The organism is Paenibacillus sp. FSL K6-2393 (genome assembly GCF_038002545.1).
Lineage (GTDB): Bacteria > Bacillota > Bacilli > Paenibacillales > Paenibacillaceae > Paenibacillus.
Map to the genome: position 1 here is coordinate 1 of NZ_JBBOCU010000002.1, position 20,107 is coordinate 20,107.

Here is a 20,107-nt window from a genome sequence, read left to right on the forward strand (position 1 = left end):
TGTTTATAAGGATTAGATACGATGAGCGGAAGCTCTGACATGATCGATACTGGAAGGTAACATTTTTGTTACGGATAACAGCGGCAAAACCAGTATAATAGGACTATGTTAAATATGCTAAAAGTACCTGACCACAGAGCTGGAATGTGCAGCTGTGAAAAGGAGGGTGTGTGTGTTAAGTTGGCGGAGACTTGGACTACAATCATTTCTGTTGCTTTGTTTGACCGTTATTCTGGCAGGATGCGGTGAAGCATCAGGATCTGTATGGACTTCATATGAAGGTGCGGTGAACGAGAAGAGTTTTCCGGTGCCTAAAGTAGCGAATAAATCTGACCAGTCTGAAAATAATTCGGATATGGATTATGTTCGATATACGCTGTCTGGTATTAGTGAGAGTACTAGCTTGCCTGAGGTATATCTAGACGAGATTAAAAGCTGGGGTTGGACAGAGAGGCAAGCCAAGGGTACATCCAATGAATCCAGTACCTTGCGTGTATTTGCAAAGGAAGGACATACTGTGCATTTAGCAGTACATGATGGTTCCTTTACACTAATGGTTCCTAGAAATGATGCTACTCAAACGACAGTTAAATCATTGGCTGAAGACGATTGAGCTGTTGCGGGTAAGGTTGTATATGATTAATTAACGTTGTGATGTTCCTTATAATATAGTAAAGCTCCCGTGTACTTGATCGGGGGCTTTTTGTTATTTAGCAAAGTAGTTTAGTAAGATGGGAGAACCTATGACGTATGGTGGGTCAGAGGTCATAAGGAATGGAATAGTTTCTTTCGTACATGTATAGGTGGTGTGTGTGCTTGAAGCATAGGGGAGTGTAGAGCGTTAAAAATAGAAGGAGAGTGATATAAGTTGTATAAAGGTATTGAAGTAATGAACGGCTGATGGAAATCAGCTAGAAGGCAGATAGAGCTGAGACTGAGCAAGAGATTGCTCAAAGATGTACGATCTACGAGATATCTGGGGCTATGAGGATATCGAGCAGCCGCAGGCAAAGAGGAGAAGAACGGAGTCTCGAGTGGGGATAACTTATTTTACTATACCCATACTGTGGATAAGGGATAAGAAGGGGACGACAAATAAAGGTTATCCACTGTGGATAACCTTTATTTGAGCATGTGAGGCTGAGTCAACTGAACGATACACGATCATGATTTTGCACCAGATTATTCGAAGGGCTCAGCGATTATGTATTACAGGTAAGTGAGGTACATTCAGTATTGCATAAACGAGGGAGTGTTATTGCAGATAGTATGAAACATCTTGTTCATTCAATTTGATGAGTCCATCTTTGCGCTCACGGGAGAGTACCATTACAACATACAAGCGAGGACCCAGCAACCACAAATGCCAGAAGATCAGCGAGAGGGTGAAGGATAACGGCGACCATATCAAACATACTGTAATGATACATAATCCAATCCAGCTCATGTTAAGGTGTACCCGGACAAACATACGGAAGCTGAAATGCTGATCAGGGATATAACCTAACCAGGGCATACGCATATTCCAGCGCCAGCGTTTGGCGTAAGAGGTACGGACCAGCAGTAATATCGTTCTGGCGATGACATAATGAATCCAAATGGTGATTGGACCTGCCAGTACAAAAAAGAAGAGGCCAGTCCAGGAGAATGCAAGTAGATTGAATAAGAGCATGATGACCGGCAGACACAGATAGCTGTAAATGACACTGCGGGCGATAGCCTTTTTTTTCAGAAGCCGGTATTGATAAAATGTTGCTTTATTCTCCGGTTCGGCGATCATACGATTATATATCCTCCTTCGGATTCACGTTTGTGTGGGAGTGGGTATTCATTTTTCTTACACGAGTAAAAGGGAATGAACCATGCATGTATGTATATATGAACCTTGTATCTCACGCCATGACGTATGTACAAGATATTGAGATTCGACGGAGCTTATCTCAGTATACTCCCGAATACACGGACTGTCAGGCTTTGATATCGTTATCATGTATTATATATCGGCTGAGATTCCAAGTTTTTTTAAGGAAATTGAATATAAGTTTGAGTCAGGCCAAGGGATGCGTGATGTAGAGGTAAATGCGGTGGAATGTAGGATAACTGTATTACATAAGCAAGTGAATGTTCTTGTAGGGAGAATGAATGTATTTTTCGGTACAGACACCCAAGAGGGGGTGGGCGAATATATATATTTTATAGAAAGAAAGCACTATGAAAATGTTTAAAATAATAGAAACTGTGCAATACTGATAGTAAACGTAAAACAAGGTGGGATGGTTCATGGAAGAACATGCCGAACACACATGTATTATCTGCGAGCAAAGAAAAAGAGAAGGCATTTTTATTGTATCTGAATTCATATGTGACACTTGTGAAGCAGAAATGGTTCATACCGACGCGCAGGATGCCAAGTACAATTATTTTATTCATCAAATGAAGCAAATTTGGGTACAAAAAAACGCATAATGAATGTTGCTCATAGAAGTAGAAGCGAAACATCACATTGTAACGATGCTGATGTGCATAGAGGCCCAATGGGCCTTTTTCTGTTTTTAAGAGGAGAGATTGTCTTGTTTGCCATCTTGGGAAGGCGTATGCTGATATAATGGTATAGATCATTTGCAGTAGAGCGTGTGGAGATGGGGAAGAAGTGCGTTCCTTGGATTAGGAAGCATTTTGAAGCGCATAGGGCGCACATTATATATGTACAGGATGGTTATTTCATGGATCATAAAAATAAATCAAGTAGTGCCCCTCTATATGAAGCGTTGCTTGCGTATCGTGATTCGAAGCAGCGTTCTTTTCATGTGCCTGGGCATAAGAATGGACAAGCTTATCGACATTTGGTAGAACAAGCAGAAGCAGGGCAACCTCCAGTTAAGGATATCGTTAATGAGGAACACCAGCACAACGGTGAGATTCAGAATGATGGAGGAAAGAATGTTAACCAGAAGTTAGAGCGTTTCAGTTCGGTGGATGAACATGGGGCTGATCTGGAGAGTGTGGAACGACTCAGCGTTGAAGGGGCTCACTCGGAATTAGAACTGGTACCGGATCGTTCATTCCTGGAGATGATGGAGATGGATGTTACGGAGATTACGGGCACCGATGATTTGCATCATCCGGAAAGTGTGATTCAGGAAGCACAGGAGTTTGCGGCAGATTGTTTTGGGGCAGAGGAGAGTTTCTTCCTTGTGGGAGGCAGTACGGCAGGTAATCTGTCCTTATTGCTGACCGTGTGTGATGAGCCAAACAGTATTGTGCTGGTGCAACGGAATGTGCACAAATCTGTTATTCACGGTTTAATGCTGGCGGGCGCAAGAGCTGTATTTCTGGAGCCATGGGTCGATCCTGCGTCTGGACTTGCGGTCATGCCGTCGGTGGAGACGGTGCAGGCTGCTGTCCAGTCCTATCCTGAGGCAAAGGGCGTACTTGTCACTTTGCCCAATTATTACGGCATGGGCGCTGATCTGACGCCCATAGCCGAGGTATGCCACGCCGCTGGCATGCCACTGCTCGTGGATGAAGCGCATGGCGCGCATTATGGGCAGCATCCGGAGCTGCCTGTCTCTGCACTGTCATGCGGAGCAGACGGTGTCGTGCAGTCAACGCATAAGATGCTGACGGCTTTCACCATGGGTGCCATGCTGCACATTCAGGGACCACGGTTAAACCGGTCCCTGTTAAGGCAGCGCCTGGCCATGGTGCAAAGCTCAAGCCCATCATACCCGGTGATGGCTTCGCTTGATCTGGCGCGCCGCCTGCTGCACGTGCAGGGCGCGAACACATTCACGGCGGGACTCGCCGCCGTGGATGCCTTTAAGCGCGGCCTCGCAGAGCTGCCGCGCTTTCAGTTGCTGCAGCCTGCACAGCAGCTGCAGCCAGAAACGCCAGCCGGAATAGCGAAGCCGGCTGGCATGTCCGTGTCCGCTGCGCAGCAGACACGGGAGGGTCTGACCGCGGCGGCGATGCCGTCTGCCGCGGGGTATACCGCTCAGGACCCATTCAAGGCCGTCATTTATGACGGCGCAGGGGTGCTGAGCGGTTATGGGCTACAGCAGCAGCTGGAAGCATGCGGCTGTGTGCCCGAGATGAGCGACGAACGGTACGTCGTCTTGCTCTTCAGCCTGGGCTCAACGGTGCAAGATGCTCAGCACCTGTTGCAGGCTTTACACCATATCAGCTCTGCCGATGGGCATGAGCAGGTCCAATCTAATGCAGAGTCATCACATCAGCTTGCGAAAGGTTCAGCGCATTATATTTCCACGTGGAACAATTTACAAGAAAACACTTGCTACTCGGAACCGATCTCCTTTACACTGCAACCGATTGTGGAGACGGATACGATCAATGTGCCGATAAAAGAAAGTGCGGGCTGTCGATCAGCCGAGATGGTTATTCCATACCCTCCAGGGATTCCGCTTGTGTATCCGGGTGAACGACTAAGTCCATCGATGGTGGCACGTATACAACTCCTGCGCGATGAAGGAGCAAAGTTTCATGGGGTATCCGATGCATCTCTACAGGTATTGAAGGTCATGAAGAATTGACGATACACATGAAAAACTGAATTGCATTCACCAATAGGTAGTCTATATGACCAATACGGATAGCGATACTGGACCCTACATATGTGAGGGTCTCTTGGTCATTAATTTAGTTGCTAGGGTGTGTCTTCAAACTCAGGCATGCAATACGTTGAAGGAAGTCAGGGTCAAACATCTTGAAGTCAAGGATTGCTGATCCTGGCGAATTGTCCAGACGATTTTCTAAGGAACTGAGGACGTCTTATTTAGCCTTCGAGTCCTCCTTTTATTTTGTAAGGAATCTGAGACGCGTTATTAACCAAAATCACCCAACAAACACGCTGTAAACGGCTGGTTATTCCAATATAGCGTGTTTCAGATTCCTTAGATTGCTGCGGGCGCTTCAAATTGCTGAATAAGACGTCACAGGGTCGTTAGCGCTCCCGCTCCGTGCCCTGCTCCAGACACGTTCAGTTCGAAGACGCGCTCTATTTCAACTTACAAAGATAGACATAAGAAAGAAGGGAACACTTTGGGTATTCCGCTAAAAAAATATACAGGAATAGTCCTGCAAGTTTTGTTGATGTACGGTTTTTATTGGATTGGAAACTTGATTCAAGCTATATTACATCTGCCGTTAACAGGCAGTATTGTGGGCATGCTGGTATTGTTTATCACCATTCAACTGGGATGGATCAAAATGAGTTGGGGAGAAGAAGGGTCGACGTGGCTTCAATCTCATCTTCAATTGTTGTTTATCCCCCCAACTGTGGGCATTATTAATCATTTTGATTTTTTTAGAGCCAACACATTATTATTGGTTCTTGGTTTGATCATTAGCACATTAATCACATGTCTGATATCTGCCAAATTAAGTGAGTGGCTTATGACATGGAGATCGTCTCATTCAGGCAAAAAGGAGGCGATCACTTGTCAGCATTCATCCTCGGAATTGGAATGATCGCGCTAACCATCGCTGTATATATTCCAGCCACTCGTCTATATAAAAGGCTGAAATGGCCGATACTTATGCCTGTACTCACAACGACTGCCATACTGATCCTGATTTTGGTGATTTCCGGTATAAAGCTGGATACGTACATGCTGGGTGGCAAATGGATACAGGAGCTCTTGGGTCCAGCAGTTGTATCTCTTGCTTTTCCCTTGTCCAGACATCTGCATGTGCTGAAGCAAAATATCATTCCAATTGTGGGTGGAACAATCGGAGGCAGTATTACAGGTGTCTCTACAGGTGCTTTAATCGCCATTCTGCTTGGCTATCCTCAAGAGATGGTCATCGCTTTATTGCCAAAATCCGTGACCACTCCTGTCGCTATCCAACTTGCTAATCAGGTTGGAGGGAATGCCTCATTCACATCGCTGTTTGTGATGATTGCAGGATTCTCAGGGATATTATTGGGGCCGATGCTCTTGAAATGGGCCAAAGTCCGCAGTAAACATGCCTATGGAATTGGACTGGGTTCAGCATCTCATGCCCTCGGCATGGCAAGGTCTTTTGAATATGGAGAGAATGCAGTAGCCCTTAGTTCAGTATCCATGATTGTCAGTGCCATTGCCGGATCAATTATGCTTCCATTATGGGTATGGATCATCTACGGTTGAACGCTTTACTTTGTTGTTCATGTTGGAGTAACCGCTGACCTATAGTATTATAGAAAGAAACAAGCTTGTATGATCTTGGTTTTATTATTACGTACCGATATAGCTGTAGCTATACACCTCTGGGCGGGGGATATCATATCCTGTAGCAAGAGGGTCTAAGCATATTCATTACAGCAGCAATAGATGCAATTATCGACATAGAAAGCAGGGAAGCATATGCAGGGCAGAGGTAAATTCATTACGCTGGAAGGGGGAGAGGGTTCCGGTAAAACAACGATGATCGGTAGAATAGGTTCTTATTTTGAAGAACGGGGTATACCTTACGTAGTTACGCGAGAGCCTGGCGGAATTGAGATTGCGGAGAAAATACGTTCAATTATTCTGGACCCTCTTCATACGGCAATGGATGCTCGAACCGAAGCGCTATTGTATGCAGCTGCACGCAGCCAGCATCTGGCGGAGAAAGTAGAGCCTGCTCTGAGAGCTGGAAAAGCAGTCATCTGTGACCGATTTGTTGATAGCAGTCTGGTCTATCAAGGATACGCCCGTGGACTCGGGATAGAGAATGTATGGGCCATTAATCGTTTTGCGATTGGTGATCTCATGCCGGATGTGACCTTATATCTGGACATTGAGCCTGAAGTGGGGCTTGCCCGGATTGATGCTCATGATGGCCGGGAAGTGAACCGTCTGGATCTGGAAAATCTGGAGTTTCACCGTAAAGTGCGAGAGGGTTACTTCCTATTAAAAGAGCAGTTCCCGGAACGGATCAGAGTTATCGATGCTTCCATGAAGCAGGAGGATGTCTTGGCAGCAATGATTTTGTCGCTGGAGACAGGGATTTTGAAGGATTTTGACGAGTAATTGTCTAATATATAGACAGGGCATTTGATAAAGGTGCTTATTCTAAAGGAGGTTATGCAGGATGAAACTGATTGTTGCGATTATACAGGATAAAGACAGCAACCGATTATCCAGCGCATTGGTCAAAGCAAACTTTCGGGCAACGAAGCTTGCCAGTACGGGCGGATTTTTGAAGGCAGGCAACACGACGTTTATGATCGGTGTCGATGATGGTCAAGTCGAATCCGTAATGAACGTCATTCGCAGCAGCTGTAAGGTTCGTGAACAGCTCGTGACTCCGGTCACACCGATGAGTGGAACAACCGACTCTTACCTGCCGCTACCTGTTGAAGTTCAAGTAGGTGGAGCTACTGTATTTGTTCTCCCGGTAGATCGCTTCGAACATTTCTAATTAAACCTATTGCATGGATCCCATGAGGGTCCTTCATGATCGATAGCATGTTGGAAACGATGGATGCAAGAAGAGTTAACAGAGTTCGTGCGTGCCACTTACGGAACGCCTTTCTTGACGAGAAGAATCAGCATACTCTTTCCGGATGAGCATTTCCCAGCTGGGGAATGGTTCCTTTCGGAAAGAGGTTGACTACAAAGAAAAAATCCTTGATGGTAGATGTGTATCTACCATTATATATAGTGTGATCAGCATATATAAAAGCCTCATTCTCACGCACAGGCGCAACGCGCACTGTGCTGATGGGCGATTGGCTATCTATGATAGAAAGCGGGCGTATCCATGAAAATCAATCCTGGATTCAGACCGATTCAGAGCGGGATCAGTTCTACTGATTCAGGTTCCAAACCGGTCCAATCCAAAAATTTCTCTGATATGATGAATCACCAGGGGGAACGGGCCTCACAAGCTGAACTGAATCGCCGGTTTAGTGAAATCCAGCTTCAGGGCGATCGCTTGGCACGTTCCATGACGATTCGTGAACTGAAGGCGTATAAGCAACTTGTTAAAAGGTTCCTGGAAGAGACCGTTCGTCGCGGTGTATCCATGAAAGAGACAAGGGGTTGGGATCGTCGTGGCAGAGGCAAGCGTTATAAGCTGATTGATGAAATCGACTCCGCTCTGTTATCCATGGCTGATGAACTGCTGGATACAGAAGAAGGAAAAATCTCTCTATTACAACAAGTAGGCGAAATTCGGGGGATGCTTATTAATTTAAGCTTCTGAGGAGGAAGTATGTCCTTTCAACAGATTATGGGTCAACAAGCGGCCAAGCAAATGTTACAAAGCAGTTTGAGACGTCATGCAATAAGCCATGCGTATTTGTTTAGCGGTCCAGCTGGTAGTGGGCAACGGAAGACGGCAATTACCTTTGCCAAGGCAATATTCTGTACAGAGCTTGAAGATGACGCTTGTGGGCAGTGTCTTGAATGCCGTAAGGTGGATCATGGTAACCATCCGGATCTAACCATGCTTGCACCAGATGGAAACAACATTAAAATAGATCAAATCCGGGATCTGCAGCGTATCTTTTCATATCGATCAGAGGCAGGTCATCCCAAAGTATATATTATAGAACAAGCCGAGAAAATGACGGTTCAGGCAGCAAACAGTTTGCTCAAATTTCTGGAGGAACCGCAGGTACCAGCAGTCGGCATCCTGATTACAGATAATGGACAGGCCATGTTGCCAACGATCCGCTCACGCTCCCAATTGGTGCCGTTCAGCGCACTGAATCCGGAAGAGATGCTGCAATCTCTGATCGAGGAAGGGCACCCTGCCAATCTGGCTCGCTCTGCCGTCCATTTAGCGTCAGGATTGGAAGCATGTAGAGAAATTCTCCAGCAGAATTGGTTTGCAGAAATTAGAAACGTAATGTTACAATTAGGGAAGGAGTCCCTGGGTAGAGGAAGTACATCATTGATCTCTGCACAGCAGAAGCTTTTTAAAACCGGACTCTCTGAACATCTGGACATGTTGCTTAGTTTGTTCCATCTATGGTTTAGGGACATGCTGTATGTTCAGTACGATAGGCATGAACATATCGTTTTTATAGATCAGTTAGACATGTTATCTCAGTTGGCACATACCCGCAGCACAGAGCAGTGGGTCTCCTATATGGATATGGCCGCAGCATGCAGAAAAAAATTGCGTTTCAACGTCAATGGCCAGCTTTGTCTGGAGCAATTTTTGATCGGTTTGGCATAAGACTGGGAGAGGGCAGAGTTAGCTCCAATCATATGCAAACGGTTATAACTTCGGCCGGTTCCCTAAGAAGACGGGGCTTCAGACGAAGTGGGGTTGGCTTACAAGGGGGTTAATTTTTTGTACAGTGTAGTGGGTGTCCGTTTCAAAAAAGCGGGCAAAATTTATTACTTCGATCCCCTGGACCTTCCCATTGAGAAAGAAAACTGCGTTATCGTGGAGACAGCGCGGGGGGTAGAGTACGGTAAGGTTGTTGTTGGTAAGAAGGAAGTGGGCGAGTCCGATGTGGTGTTGCCGCTGAAGAAAGTCATCCGCGTTGCGGGCGAGACAGATGCCCGTGTGGTTGATGAGAACAAGCGTGCAGCGAAGGAAGCATTCGGTACTTGTTTAAATAAAATTAAAGACCATGGCCTCAAAATGAAGCTGGTCGATGTGGAATTTACGTTTGATCGCAATAAAATTATATTTTATTTTACAGCTGAAGGAAGAGTTGATTTCCGGGAGCTGGTCAAGGATCTGGCAAGCATATTCCGGACACGAATCGAGCTGAGACAGATTGGTGTACGTGATGAAGCGAAGATGCTTGGCGGAATCGGACCTTGCGGCCGTGTGTTGTGTTGTTCTTCCTGGCTGGGAGACTTTGAGCCGGTATCAATCAAGATGGCTAAAGATCAGAGCCTGTCACTGAATCCGACGAAAATTTCAGGGTTGTGCGGAAGACTCATGTGCTGTCTGAAATTTGAGCATGATAACTATGAAAGTGTGAGAGAAGAACTGCCAGCTGTAGGCAAATTGGTCGTCACCTCATTGGGTGAAGGAAAAGTTGTCGGAATTAATGCCGGTAGCCGCACAGTCCATGTTCAACTGTTCGACATCAGTAAAGTCAAAGAACTTCCGCTGGATGACGTCGTTATCAAGTAAACCATAAAGGTTGCTTCGGGGTGGAAACTTGGAAAAGAAAAATCTGTTTACGCACATTCATGAAATGGAAACCCAACTGGGTCAGTTGCACGGTGATTTAGGAGAGTTAAAAATGATTGTGAAGGAGCTGCTTGAGGATAATCAGCGGCTTACCATCGAGAACGAGCAGTTACGCAAACTGCTCAAACGTGAGGCTCCGGCAGATCTGCCGATCTCCTCAGCACTCGCTCCCGTAGCAAGACCAGCAGGTCCGGCTACAGGTGAAGATGTTGTGGGTGAAGGGTATGATAATCTGGCCCGGTTGTATCACGAAGGCTTCCATATCTGCAACGTCTATTATGGACATCTGCGGACGGAAGGCGATTGTCTGTTCTGCCTGTCTTTTTTGAATAAATGAAGTGACCGTAGGGATCCCCTACGGTTTTTTTTCAAGGTTATAAACCTAAACTAAACGAACATGAGATATAGAGTACCGGAGGATGAGCGTAACATATGAAAGCAAATGAAGTTGTGTTACATGAGTCAGAGCGGATTGATGATCTGCTCTCTCATGATCTGAGAATCATTCAAAGTGATGAAGTGTTTAGTTTTTCGATGGATGCCGTATTATTAGCCCGGTTTGCTTCCGTACCTAAACGGGGTCGTGTACTTGATTTGTGTACGGGTAACGGGGTGGTTCCCATTCTGCTTACAACGCGTACGCAGGCTAGTCTGGAAGGGATCGAGATTCAGCCACGTTTGGCTGATATGGCACGTCGCAGTGTGCAATTAAATGCATTGAATGAGTCGATTATGGTTCGTGAAGGTGATTTGCGAGAACTGGTAAAAGAAACAGGACATGCTGTATACGATGCAATAACGGTTAATCCTCCATACATGCCCCTGAATGGCAGTGATCTCAAGATGAACACACATCAGGCAATGGCACGTCATGAGATCGGATGTACCCTGGAAGAAGTGATCCAGGCTTGCAGTCGACTTGTACGTAATGGCGGAAAAGTATCGATGGTTCATCGTCCGCAGCGACTTGCAGAGATTATCTCGCTCATGCGCGAGTATAAGCTGGAGCCAAAGCGGATTCGGATGGTACATCCCCGTGCTCATCTGGAAGCCAACATGGTATTAATTGAAGGAATGAAAGATGGTAAACCAGAAGTAAGAATGCTTCCTCCACTCATTGTCTACAATGAAGAGGGGAAATACTGCGAAGAGATTATGGATATTTACTATGGTCAGCAACATGCTGAACGTACTACGAAAGGAGGGCTTTAGATGACTTTGCATATTCAGAAAAGCTATGCGGAGCAACCTGAAGGGTCAGGCAAGCTATATCTGGTTGGAACACCCATTGGTAATCTGGAGGATATGACCTTCCGGGCCATCAAGACCTTGCAGAGTTGTGACATCATTGCAGCAGAAGATACACGCCAGACCCGAAAGCTGCTTACCCATTTTGAAATTACACCTTCGATGCTGTTTAGTTATCATGAGCATAATAAGGGGGCGAGTGGACCTGAACTGATACGCTATATAATAGAAGGAAAAAATTTGGCACTTGTCAGCGATGCCGGTTTGCCAGCCATTTCGGACCCTGGTTCTGACCTTGTACAGCTTGCACTGGAGGCAGGAATAACGGTCATTCCCATCCCTGGACCAAACGCTGCGTTGTCTGCTCTGATCGTGTCCGGATTACCGACGGAGCGTTTTACATTCGGCGGTTTTTTGCCGCGGGAGAAAAAGGACATGCGAAAAGTGTTGGAGGCTTTTGACGAATCCAACGGGACTTTGTTATTTTATGAATCGCCTCACCGTATTCGGAAAACATTAGTCCACCTCGAAGAAATTCTGGGTGATCGCTCGATTGTCCTGGCTCGTGAACTAACCAAGCGTCATGAGGAATTCGCAAGGGGCACTGTGAAGGAATGTATAGATTGGCTTGAAGAACATCCGCCTCTTGGCGAGTACTGTTTGCTGGTAGAAGGCATTAAGGAAGAGGAGCGTAAGGCTGAGCGCGAAGCATGGTGGCAGCTCATGTCACTCGCGGATCATGTCAGCCATTATGAGGGTGAAGGACATAACCGCAAAGATGCAATGAAAAAAACGGCTACCGATCGCGGCCTGACGAAGCGTGATGTATATAATGCATTAATCGAGCAGTAATCTAACCCAATATCTTCTGTTGTGGGGAACATAACTTGAAAAGAAGCTTATATCCAACCTTAGTGGAATATTAAAAAGAGCAGAGTGGCTCAAAAAAAATCCAAACAAATTTCATCGTTCTCTTCCGCGGTTCGCGTGTGACAGAATTATTTTGGGTAATGGAACCCATAACAAGGCAAAAAAATACCTTCCGCGGTGGGGTTCACACCGGGAAGGTCATTAAGGAATATTAAAAAGGTTAGAAATAACAATTTAGATAAGTCCAGTATACCTGGTTTTTCTTATTTTGTCACAGGTGCAGGGATTTCGGAAATACATTCGTTACAAACAATTTTACCTTTGAAGTAAGTAACGTTCTCTGCATTACCACAGAAGATACAAGCAGGCTCATATTTTTTCAACATGATGCGCTCGCCGTCAACATAGATTTCCAGAGCATCTTTTTCACCAATACCGAGCGTACGGCGCAATTCAATTGGAATAACTACCCGTCCCAGTTCGTCCACTTTTCTTACAATACCTGTTGATTTCATCATTATAATCAGTGCTCCTCTCAGCTAACTATCATTGTCATTATTCGACATTATTTTATGTTTTATGATACTCATCATACCAACGATTCCCAAATCAGTCAACCTTAAAATTAGCTTAAAATTAAGGCTGTTTTTCACAAGGTTACTGGTGGTAAGGGATTGGAAGCTGTTTTTCGCATTTAAACCTCAATGTCAGCTTTGTCGATTTGGAAAACGACAAAACTACTTCATTCGACAAAGTTCGTCATAACGTGTCGAATCTTAGGTGAATCGTAGAGTTCAAAGCGTTAATATAAAAGAAATTAAAGGAGTGAGTCGACATGGAACAACGTTTAACGGAAGAGAAAGTATTCAAAGATCCGGTACATAATTATATCCACGTGCAAGATCCGGTTATATGGCAGTTAATTAACACCCCGGAATTTCAGCGTTTACGCCGGATTCGTCAACTGGGTACTTCTTACCTTACATTTCACGGAGCAGAGCATAGTCGGTTCTCACATTCACTAGGTGTTTATGAGATCACACGCAAGATCATCTCTCAATTTGAAAGAAGTCATTATTCGGATTGGCCGAAGGAAGAAAAGATTGTAGCTCTTTGTGCAGCTCTACTTCATGATCTCGGGCATGGGCCATTCTCTCATTCCATTGAGGAAGCTTTTGACATGAATCACGAAGATTGGACTTGTCGCATTATTACAGGTGATACCGAAGTAGGGGCGATCTTAAGACGGTATGCTCCTGATTTTCCTGACAAAGTAGCGTCTGTCATTCAAAAAACGTATGAAAAGCCGATTGTGGTGAACTTGGTGACCAGTCCGCTTGATGCAGACCGAATGGATTATTTGCTCAGGGATGCCTATTTTACAGGTGTAAATTACGGCACGATTGACCTTGATCGTATCCTTCGGATGCTGCGTCCTTATCATGGGCGGATTGTAGTCAAGGAGTCAGGCATGCATGCTGTGGAGGATTACCTAATGTCTCGGTATCAGATGTATTGGCAGATTTACTTCCATCCGGTGACTCGTAGTTCTGAAATTATATTGCGGCAAATATTCAAGCGAGCGAAAACACTCATACAACATGGTTTTCAATTCCGCTTCATGATTGATCCACTCCCTCAACTATTTGAAGGAGAATTATCCGTAGATGAATATTTGCAGTTGGATGAAGCATTAATTCAGACGGCATTTACGCAGTGGCGCAAGGAGGACGATACTGTTCTGAGTGAGTTATGCGAACGTTTTATGGATCGCAAGTTATATAAGTATGTAGAGCTTGAACAGGTCGACTTGACAATGATGGAAGAGATTCGGGAAGCTTTTGTACAGGCTGGTCTCGATCCCGAATATGATCTTGAAATTGATTTTCCTTCGGATAATCCGTATGATGTGTTTCGTCCGGATGAATCCACAGATAAGCAGATTCTTCTTCTGGATCGACAGGACAATTTACGTGAGTTGTCAGAAGTATCTGACATTGTCCGTTCCATCAGTGGGCTTCACCGAGGGAAACATCATTTGTATTACCCGCAAAACAAGGTGGATGCGATTATTCACGAATTACCGTCACATATACGCCCCTATTTCTTGTAATCGTGTGGGTATAATCCGATGAAGAATTTCGATATCAAAACACTTTCTAAAAGAGCTATTTTTCATGATACAGTAATCTGCTTTAATGGGGAGTATATGTAGATCGACATAATTTTGTAAATGCAAGCAGGTAGAATGGGTACAATCAGCAATATATAGATCAGAATATCCGTATATCTTCTATATATTGTAGTTGTGAAGAAACAAACGTAATGATGTAATACACAGATACCCAAAATGTTTTATGTATGAGTCATTGAATTATTGAATTTTACAAATTGAATTTTGAAAAAGAAGATAGTCGTTATTTCGACATGAAGGGAGATACAAACATGATGCTGTTCGACACACATACACATCTGGATGCACCACAATTCGACGAGGACCGCGAGGACATGATTCAGCGTGCTGTGGATGCAGGAGTTGGTCGCATGATCAACATTGGCTTTAACCGGGAGACGATTCCAACTACGATGAAACTCGCTGAAACATATGACTTTATCTATGCAGCTGTAGGGTGGCATCCAGTAGATGCGATCACTATGCAGGAGGGTGATTTGGAGTGGATTGCATCTTTATGCAAGCATGAAAAAGTGGTTGCGATCGGTGAGATTGGATTGGATTATCACTGGGATACTTCACCGAAGGAAATACAGCATCGCGTATTACGACAACAAATTGCTTTGGCTCGTGAAGTGAACATGCCAATTGTCATTCATAATCGGGATGCACATGAGGATATCATAAGAATTTTGCGTGAAGAGAAAGCGGGTGAAGTTGGTGGTGTGATGCACTCGTTCTCGGGCAGCTGGGAAACAGCGAAAAGTTGTCTCGATATGGGCTTCCATCTCTCCTTCGGAGGACCGATCACATTCAAAAATGCAAAGCAGCCCAAAGAGGTACTGGAGAAGGTTCCTATGGACCGGTTTTTCATTGAAACAGATGCTCCATATTTGACACCTCACCCTTATCGTGGGAAACGAAATGAGACAGCGCATGTACGTCTGGTTGCAGAGGCAGCTGCGGAAATTAAAGGCATTTCGGTGGAGGAAATTGCTGCAATAACAACCAAAAATGCCATGGAACGATTTGGAATTCGTTAAAAAAACGAGCAAATGAGGTGAAAAAGGCAGGTAAGCGGAGTTAATTTGCCCTTTGATTCAAATAAATCAAGAATATTACAATATTTTAACCAAATATTCAGAAAAACGTACTTGATCAACGCTTTACAACATGCATCAAAACAGGATATCATCTTTTCAGTGAATTGTTGTGCGGAAAATTGGACAGATGTTCGGGGGATGAACAAAGGGACACTTTCCGATGAAACAACATTACTTTCATGAATCAGTCTCGCTGAGTCTCCGTTAACGGAGAGCGGGGGAACCAATAGGGCTTAAACATCGGTGTATTTGGCCGATGCGCAACGTTCGCTGACCCAAAAGCAGCGAAGGGAACTGCGAAGCCGTATTTGATTTCTTCTTTGGGTCTCGGGGTGAATTCAAGGGCGTCCGCCATGAGCGGGTGACCCAAGATAGGGCGGCTCTCTTTCGCCCGAACCCGACAGCTAACCTCGCAAGCGGAAAAAGAGAGGCAACCTCGTGCATGAATTTCCGATATTCAAAATCATTCGGAAGCCACGAAAGAGTTCCTCTTACACTCTTTCTTTGGCTTTTTTGTTTTTGAATAAAAGAAATATTGTCATCATACGGTAGGTATTCAGGAGGATGACATCATGTTGCGAAGATTGATTCATGGTGCAGAACCGGATTATGTTGGTCCGATCTGTGTTCTGTAGAAAATTTGGTATAGTCACGTCAAAGACATCATGCATTACTTTAGACGGCGAGGCTATGAAGGAGGACGGAGAAGTGGGCACATTCCAACCAGAAGAGACCCATGAGTCACGATCATCCAGTAAGTCTTTCGCGTTGCGGTGGAAGCATGAGAACATGCGTCAAATGGCATTGATCGCGATTTTCTCAATTGCGCTTACAATCATGATCTTGTTAGTCGTTTACGGTCAGGCCGGGAAACAAATTTCACTGGTTATTGATGGCAAGGCTCAGGTGGTAGAGACTCGTACAGGAATGCTTCAGGAAATGCTGGAGGAGCAGTCGATCACAGTCAGCCCTCACGATAAGGTATCCATGTCCATGAATGGGGCGATTACAGATGGAGACCGAATCGTTATTGAGCGGGCCGTTCCAGTTAACATTACGGCAGACGGAGACACCAAGACTCTGTATACAACCGATTCATCGGTAGAAGATGCAATTCAAAAATCAGGTATTCAAGTTGAGAGTAATGATAAAGTGTATCCGGCGCTTGGCACTGCGATCAAAGCGGAGATGAAGATCCGTGTAGTGCGCGTAACAAAGCGTACAGTGGATGTAGAGCAACCGATCGCTTACAAAGTCATTAAAACGGCTGACCCTAGCTTGTACAAAGGGGATAACCGTGTCGTTGTGAACGGCAAAGAAGGCACAATTGTGCAGCATATCGAAAAGGTATTTCAGGATGGAGAATTGGTCTCCAAAAAAATGGTCGGCAAATCTGTCGCGAATAATCGTGTAGATAAAGTGATCGCTGTCGGCACCAAAGCAAAACCGGTCGTGAAAGAACCTGAGATTCAGACCGTATCGGCTCAAACTTCAACAACCAAAAAGGCTACAACAACGAACTCGAAGAAAACATCTGCCTCGGGCAGCAAAGTGATTACCGTATCCGGGACTTCTTTTAAATACTCTAAAGTACTTAAAAATGTATCCATGACTGCCTACTCTTCCGAAGAGCCGGGCATTGGTACTAAAACAGCTTCCGGTACTCGTGTAACGGAAGGGCGCACCATTGCGGTTGATCCCAAAGTCATTCCAATTGGCTGGTGGGTATATATCGAAGGTCTGGGATTCCGTCGTGCGGAAGATACAGGCGGTGCCATCAAAGGCAATAAAATTGATGTATATTATGACAGTGTGAAGCATGCCCTGAATTTTGGACGTAAAAAAGGCAAGACGGTCTACGTGATCGGTCCGGTGAAGCCGGAAGCGAACTAAAATCGTTTTACTTTGAAATGGGAATGCTATAAAATAGTTGCATGAATGATTCATGCGGAATATGCGGCGGAGGAGTCTGAATTCAGTCTCCCCCGCCGTTTGGCAGAGAAGAGGATATTCCTCTTCTTTTTGCGTTAGAAAGGAAGAAATGGAACATGATAAAAGAAGTCATTGTGGTGGAAGGCCGTGACGATACGGTAGCTATCCGTCGGGCCGTTGAAGCCGATACAATAGAAACAGGTGGATCAGCCATCAACCAACGCATTCTGAAGCGGATTGCGCTTGCTCAGGAGAGACGGGGAGTCATTGTACTGACAGATCCGGATCATGCTGGCGAACGCATTCGTAAAATTATTGCGAATAAGGTCCCTGGCTGTAAACATGCCTTCATTCCGGAGGCCGATGCAACACGCAAAGGTGACATTGGGGTGGAGAATGCCTCACCGGAGGCGATCCGTCATGCTCTGGCGCGTGTACATACTTCATACGAAGGTGCTCCGAGCCTGATCGATTGGGAGGACCTGATCGCGGCAGGACTTATTGTGCATCCGCAGGCTGCTGCACGTCGCATGGAGATGGGCAATCTGCTGGGCATCGGTTATTGTAACGGGAAGCAGTTCCACAAACGTCTCAGTGTATTTCAGATTACACGGGAAGAGTTCTCTACAGCATTAGCGCAAATTGAACGTGAAGGATTGTGAGCATATGAAGGATATGGAAGAGACGATAGAAATTGCAACGCCCAAGCGAACGAAAGAGATTATTCAAAGACACGGATTCTCATTTAAGAAAAGTCTGGGTCAGAACTTTCTGATCGATCAAAATATACTGAACAAAATTGTTAATGCAGCCGATTTGGACGAGTCCAAGGGCGCGTTAGAGATCGGGCCGGGTATTGGAGCCCTTACGGAGCGACTGGCTCGGGTAGCCGGTCCTGTCACAGCCGTAGAGATTGATCAGCGCTTGCTCCCAATCCTAGGAGAAGTGATGCAGCCTTATTCGAATGTACGTGTTCATCATGGGGATGTGCTGAAGCTTGATCTGGCTGAGCTGTTTAATACGGATTTTGCATCCGTGGACAAAGTCAGTGTTGTGGCTAACCTGCCTTATTATGTAACGACTCCAATCATGATGAAACTGCTGGAAGAGAAGCTGCCGGTAGACAGCATTGTTGTCATGATCCAAAAAGAAGTGGCTGAACGGATGGCTGCTGCACCGGGATCAAAAGACTACGGCAGTCTGAGCATCGCAGTTCAGTACTACAGTATGCCGGAGCTTGTGTGCATTGTGCCTCCTACGGTCTTCATTCCGCAACCTAATGTGGAATCAGCTGTCATTAAGCTAAAAGTGCGTGAGCAACCACCAGTGGAGATTCCGGATGAAGCACACTACTTCGAAGTGGTACAGGCTTCTTTTGCCCAGCGGAGAAAAACAATCTCAAACAACCTGAAGGCACGCTTCTTCACAAAAGAGAACCGGGAACAGGCAGATATTCTGCTGGAGCGGGCAGGTATTCAACCGTCCCGACGTGGAGAGACGTTGAGTCTGCAAGAGTATGCTACACTCAGCACCGTAATGTGGGAAGCAGGGGTACGTGCAGCGCTGTAAAATTTGAATGAACCAAACCGGGTCTTTGCCCATACGATGGGGTAGAGGTGATTACGTTGATGAATATCGGAGACTTGGTCGTTCGGAAGTCATACGGCGGCGATGTGACTTTTCGGGTGGAAGGCCTCCAGTTGGATGCTGCGGTCATTAAAGGGACTGAGTTCCGGCTGATTGCCGATTCCCCGGTGGACGATTTGATACAGGTTCCCTACGAACCACAAAGCGCCAAGACCAGACAGGCGCATATTAAAGCACATCAGACCCTGTCCCGTCTGCAGCAGAATCGTATGGAACAGGCTGAGCGGAATCGGGAAGGTCTGGTACAAGATTGGTCTGCTCAGCAGGAACCGGCTTATTTTGAAATGCCTGGAAAGGTGCTTCATCTGGATGGAGATCCGAACTATTTGAAAAAAAGTATGGATCTCTATGAGCAACTTCGTGTGCCCGCAGAGGGACAATATGTCCATGAATCGGCAATGGCAGATACCTTATACCGTTTATTACCCAAAGTACGTCCGGATATCGTGGTCATTACGGGTCATGATGGGGTGCTAAAGACACGTCAGCCCTATGACTTATATAGTCTTGGTAGCTATAAGAACTCGCAAAATTTTGTGTCGGCCATTCAGGTGGCCAGACAATATGAACGTCATCTGGACGCCCTCACTATTGTGGCAGGGGCCTGTCAGTCCCATTTTGAGGCACTGCTGCGCGCTGGAGCGAACTTTGCCAGTTCTCCAGGCAGAATTCTCATTCATGCACTTGACCCGGTCTATGTGGCAGCCAAGGCCTCCTTCACCTCTGTGCGGGATACGGTCAATATGAGTGATGTTCTGCACAATACCATCAGTGGTAGCCAGGGTGTGGGTGGTGTCGAGACACGGGGGAGTTACCGGGTAGGTCTGCCTGGGCTGAATGATTTATCTACGCTAAAAGTGAACCCGTCGGCAGTCTGATGTAGGCCATTTAAAGTCCCAATTTGGGGCTTTTTTTGTTTGCAAAAAAATTCATTGACAACAACTTTTTGATGCTGATATAATAATTAGTTTTGATTTGACAATGA

At 45.6% G+C, this 20,107-nt stretch carries 22 protein-coding genes and 1 riboswitch; of the genes, 20 read left to right on the plus strand and 2 right to left on the minus strand.

Going from position 1 to position 20,107, the window contains the following annotated elements; translation table 11 throughout:
• Positions 1–172 precede the first annotated feature (172 nt).
• The gene (locus tag MHI14_RS27070) at positions 173–613 is read left to right on the plus strand and encodes a hypothetical protein (protein WP_289390800.1); all 441 of its coding nucleotides are present in this window, start codon (positions 173–175) and stop codon (positions 611–613) included.
• Positions 614–1,255: 642 nt separating this feature from the next.
• Here the strand turns inward: MHI14_RS27070 and MHI14_RS27075 are convergent.
• On the minus strand, positions 1,256–1,780 hold the full coding sequence (locus tag MHI14_RS27075; protein WP_036606136.1) for a hypothetical protein: 525 nt from the start codon (positions 1,778–1,780) through the stop codon (positions 1,256–1,258).
• Between the two features lie 208 nt (positions 1,781–1,988).
• Here MHI14_RS27075 and MHI14_RS27080 point away from each other — a divergent pair, with 208 nt between their 5' ends.
• From MHI14_RS27080 to rsmI, 13 genes are all read left to right on the plus strand, one after another.
• Positions 1,989–2,225 (plus strand): hypothetical protein, encoded by a 237-nt coding sequence (locus MHI14_RS27080; RefSeq protein WP_091039087.1) that lies wholly within the window; start codon positions 1,989–1,991, stop codon positions 2,223–2,225.
• A 55-nt stretch (positions 2,226–2,280) separates the two neighbouring features.
• Entirely contained in the window at positions 2,281–2,466 is a 186-nt protein-coding gene (locus MHI14_RS27085) for a sigma factor G inhibitor Gin (RefSeq protein ID WP_017691396.1), read from the plus strand.
• A gap of 257 nt (positions 2,467–2,723) precedes the next feature.
• Positions 2,724–4,550, plus strand: a complete 1,827-nt coding sequence (locus tag MHI14_RS27090) for an aminotransferase class I/II-fold pyridoxal phosphate-dependent enzyme (RefSeq protein ID WP_341131769.1) — start codon at positions 2,724–2,726, stop codon at positions 4,548–4,550.
• A gap of 586 nt (positions 4,551–5,136) precedes the next feature.
• Positions 5,137–5,487 carry a CidA/LrgA family protein gene (locus MHI14_RS27095; RefSeq protein WP_249913807.1) on the plus strand — a complete coding sequence of 117 codons (351 nt, stop codon included), beginning with the start codon at positions 5,137–5,139 and terminating at the stop codon, positions 5,485–5,487.
• Positions 5,457–6,149 carry an LrgB family protein gene (locus MHI14_RS27100; RefSeq protein ID WP_051449580.1) on the plus strand — a complete coding sequence of 231 codons (693 nt, stop codon included), beginning with the start codon at positions 5,457–5,459 and terminating at the stop codon, positions 6,147–6,149. Before MHI14_RS27095 ends, MHI14_RS27100 begins: the two co-directional genes overlap by 31 nt.
• A gap of 216 nt (positions 6,150–6,365) precedes the next feature.
• Positions 6,366–7,013, plus strand: a complete 648-nt coding sequence (tmk, locus tag MHI14_RS27105; protein WP_017691392.1) for a dTMP kinase — start codon at positions 6,366–6,368, stop codon at positions 7,011–7,013.
• Between the two features lie 61 nt (positions 7,014–7,074).
• Complete coding sequence (locus MHI14_RS27110; protein WP_017691391.1) at positions 7,075–7,404, plus strand: cyclic-di-AMP receptor; 330 nt, start codon at positions 7,075–7,077, stop codon at positions 7,402–7,404.
• 342 nt (positions 7,405–7,746) lie between these two features.
• Positions 7,747–8,190 (plus strand): YaaR family protein, encoded by a 444-nt coding sequence (locus tag MHI14_RS27115; RefSeq protein ID WP_017691389.1) that lies wholly within the window; start codon positions 7,747–7,749, stop codon positions 8,188–8,190.
• A gap of 9 nt (positions 8,191–8,199) precedes the next feature.
• Entirely contained in the window at positions 8,200–9,171 is a 972-nt protein-coding gene (gene holB, locus MHI14_RS27120; protein ID WP_076216771.1) for a DNA polymerase III subunit delta', read from the plus strand.
• A 117-nt stretch (positions 9,172–9,288) separates the two neighbouring features.
• Entirely contained in the window at positions 9,289–10,089 is an 801-nt protein-coding gene (locus MHI14_RS27125; RefSeq protein ID WP_053778939.1) for a PSP1 domain-containing protein, read from the plus strand.
• A 28-nt stretch (positions 10,090–10,117) separates the two neighbouring features.
• A complete protein-coding gene (gene yabA / locus MHI14_RS27130; protein WP_017691386.1) occupies positions 10,118–10,486 on the plus strand; it encodes a DNA replication initiation control protein YabA in 369 nt (122 codons plus the stop codon).
• A 95-nt stretch (positions 10,487–10,581) separates the two neighbouring features.
• Positions 10,582–11,361, plus strand: a complete 780-nt coding sequence (locus MHI14_RS27135; protein WP_091039093.1) for a tRNA1(Val) (adenine(37)-N6)-methyltransferase — start codon at positions 10,582–10,584, stop codon at positions 11,359–11,361.
• Positions 11,362–12,249 (plus strand): 16S rRNA (cytidine(1402)-2'-O)-methyltransferase, encoded by an 888-nt coding sequence (gene rsmI, locus MHI14_RS27140; RefSeq protein ID WP_091039095.1) that lies wholly within the window; start codon positions 11,362–11,364, stop codon positions 12,247–12,249.
• Between the two features lie 281 nt (positions 12,250–12,530).
• Here the strand turns inward: rsmI and MHI14_RS27145 are convergent, their stop codons facing one another.
• Complete coding sequence (locus MHI14_RS27145) at positions 12,531–12,785, minus strand: AbrB/MazE/SpoVT family DNA-binding domain-containing protein (RefSeq protein ID WP_024633700.1); 255 nt, start codon at positions 12,783–12,785, stop codon at positions 12,531–12,533.
• 317 nt (positions 12,786–13,102) lie between these two features.
• On the opposite strand from MHI14_RS27145, the gene MHI14_RS27150 reads away from it, so the two are divergent.
• From MHI14_RS27150 to yabG, 6 genes are all read left to right on the plus strand, one after another.
• Positions 13,103–14,380, plus strand: a complete 1,278-nt coding sequence (locus tag MHI14_RS27150; protein WP_091039097.1) for an HD domain-containing protein — start codon at positions 13,103–13,105, stop codon at positions 14,378–14,380.
• Positions 14,381–14,712: 332 nt separating this feature from the next.
• Entirely contained in the window at positions 14,713–15,483 is a 771-nt protein-coding gene (locus tag MHI14_RS27155; RefSeq protein ID WP_179087975.1) for a TatD family hydrolase, read from the plus strand.
• Between the two features lie 241 nt (positions 15,484–15,724).
• Positions 15,725–15,978, plus strand: a riboswitch (cyclic di-AMP (ydaO/yuaA leader).
• Between the two features lie 273 nt (positions 15,979–16,251).
• Complete coding sequence (locus MHI14_RS27160; protein WP_091039099.1) at positions 16,252–17,436, plus strand: 3D domain-containing protein; 1,185 nt, start codon at positions 16,252–16,254, stop codon at positions 17,434–17,436.
• Positions 17,437–17,591: 155 nt separating this feature from the next.
• Positions 17,592–18,137 (plus strand): ribonuclease M5, encoded by a 546-nt coding sequence (gene rnmV, locus MHI14_RS27165; RefSeq protein ID WP_017691379.1) that lies wholly within the window; start codon positions 17,592–17,594, stop codon positions 18,135–18,137.
• 4 nt (positions 18,138–18,141) lie between these two features.
• Entirely contained in the window at positions 18,142–19,044 is a 903-nt protein-coding gene (rsmA, locus tag MHI14_RS27170) for a 16S rRNA (adenine(1518)-N(6)/adenine(1519)-N(6))-dimethyltransferase RsmA (RefSeq protein WP_341131770.1), read from the plus strand.
• 59 nt (positions 19,045–19,103) lie between these two features.
• Positions 19,104–20,000, plus strand: a complete 897-nt coding sequence (gene yabG, locus MHI14_RS27175; protein ID WP_017691377.1) for a sporulation peptidase YabG — start codon at positions 19,104–19,106, stop codon at positions 19,998–20,000.
• Positions 20,001–20,107 lie beyond the last annotated feature (107 nt).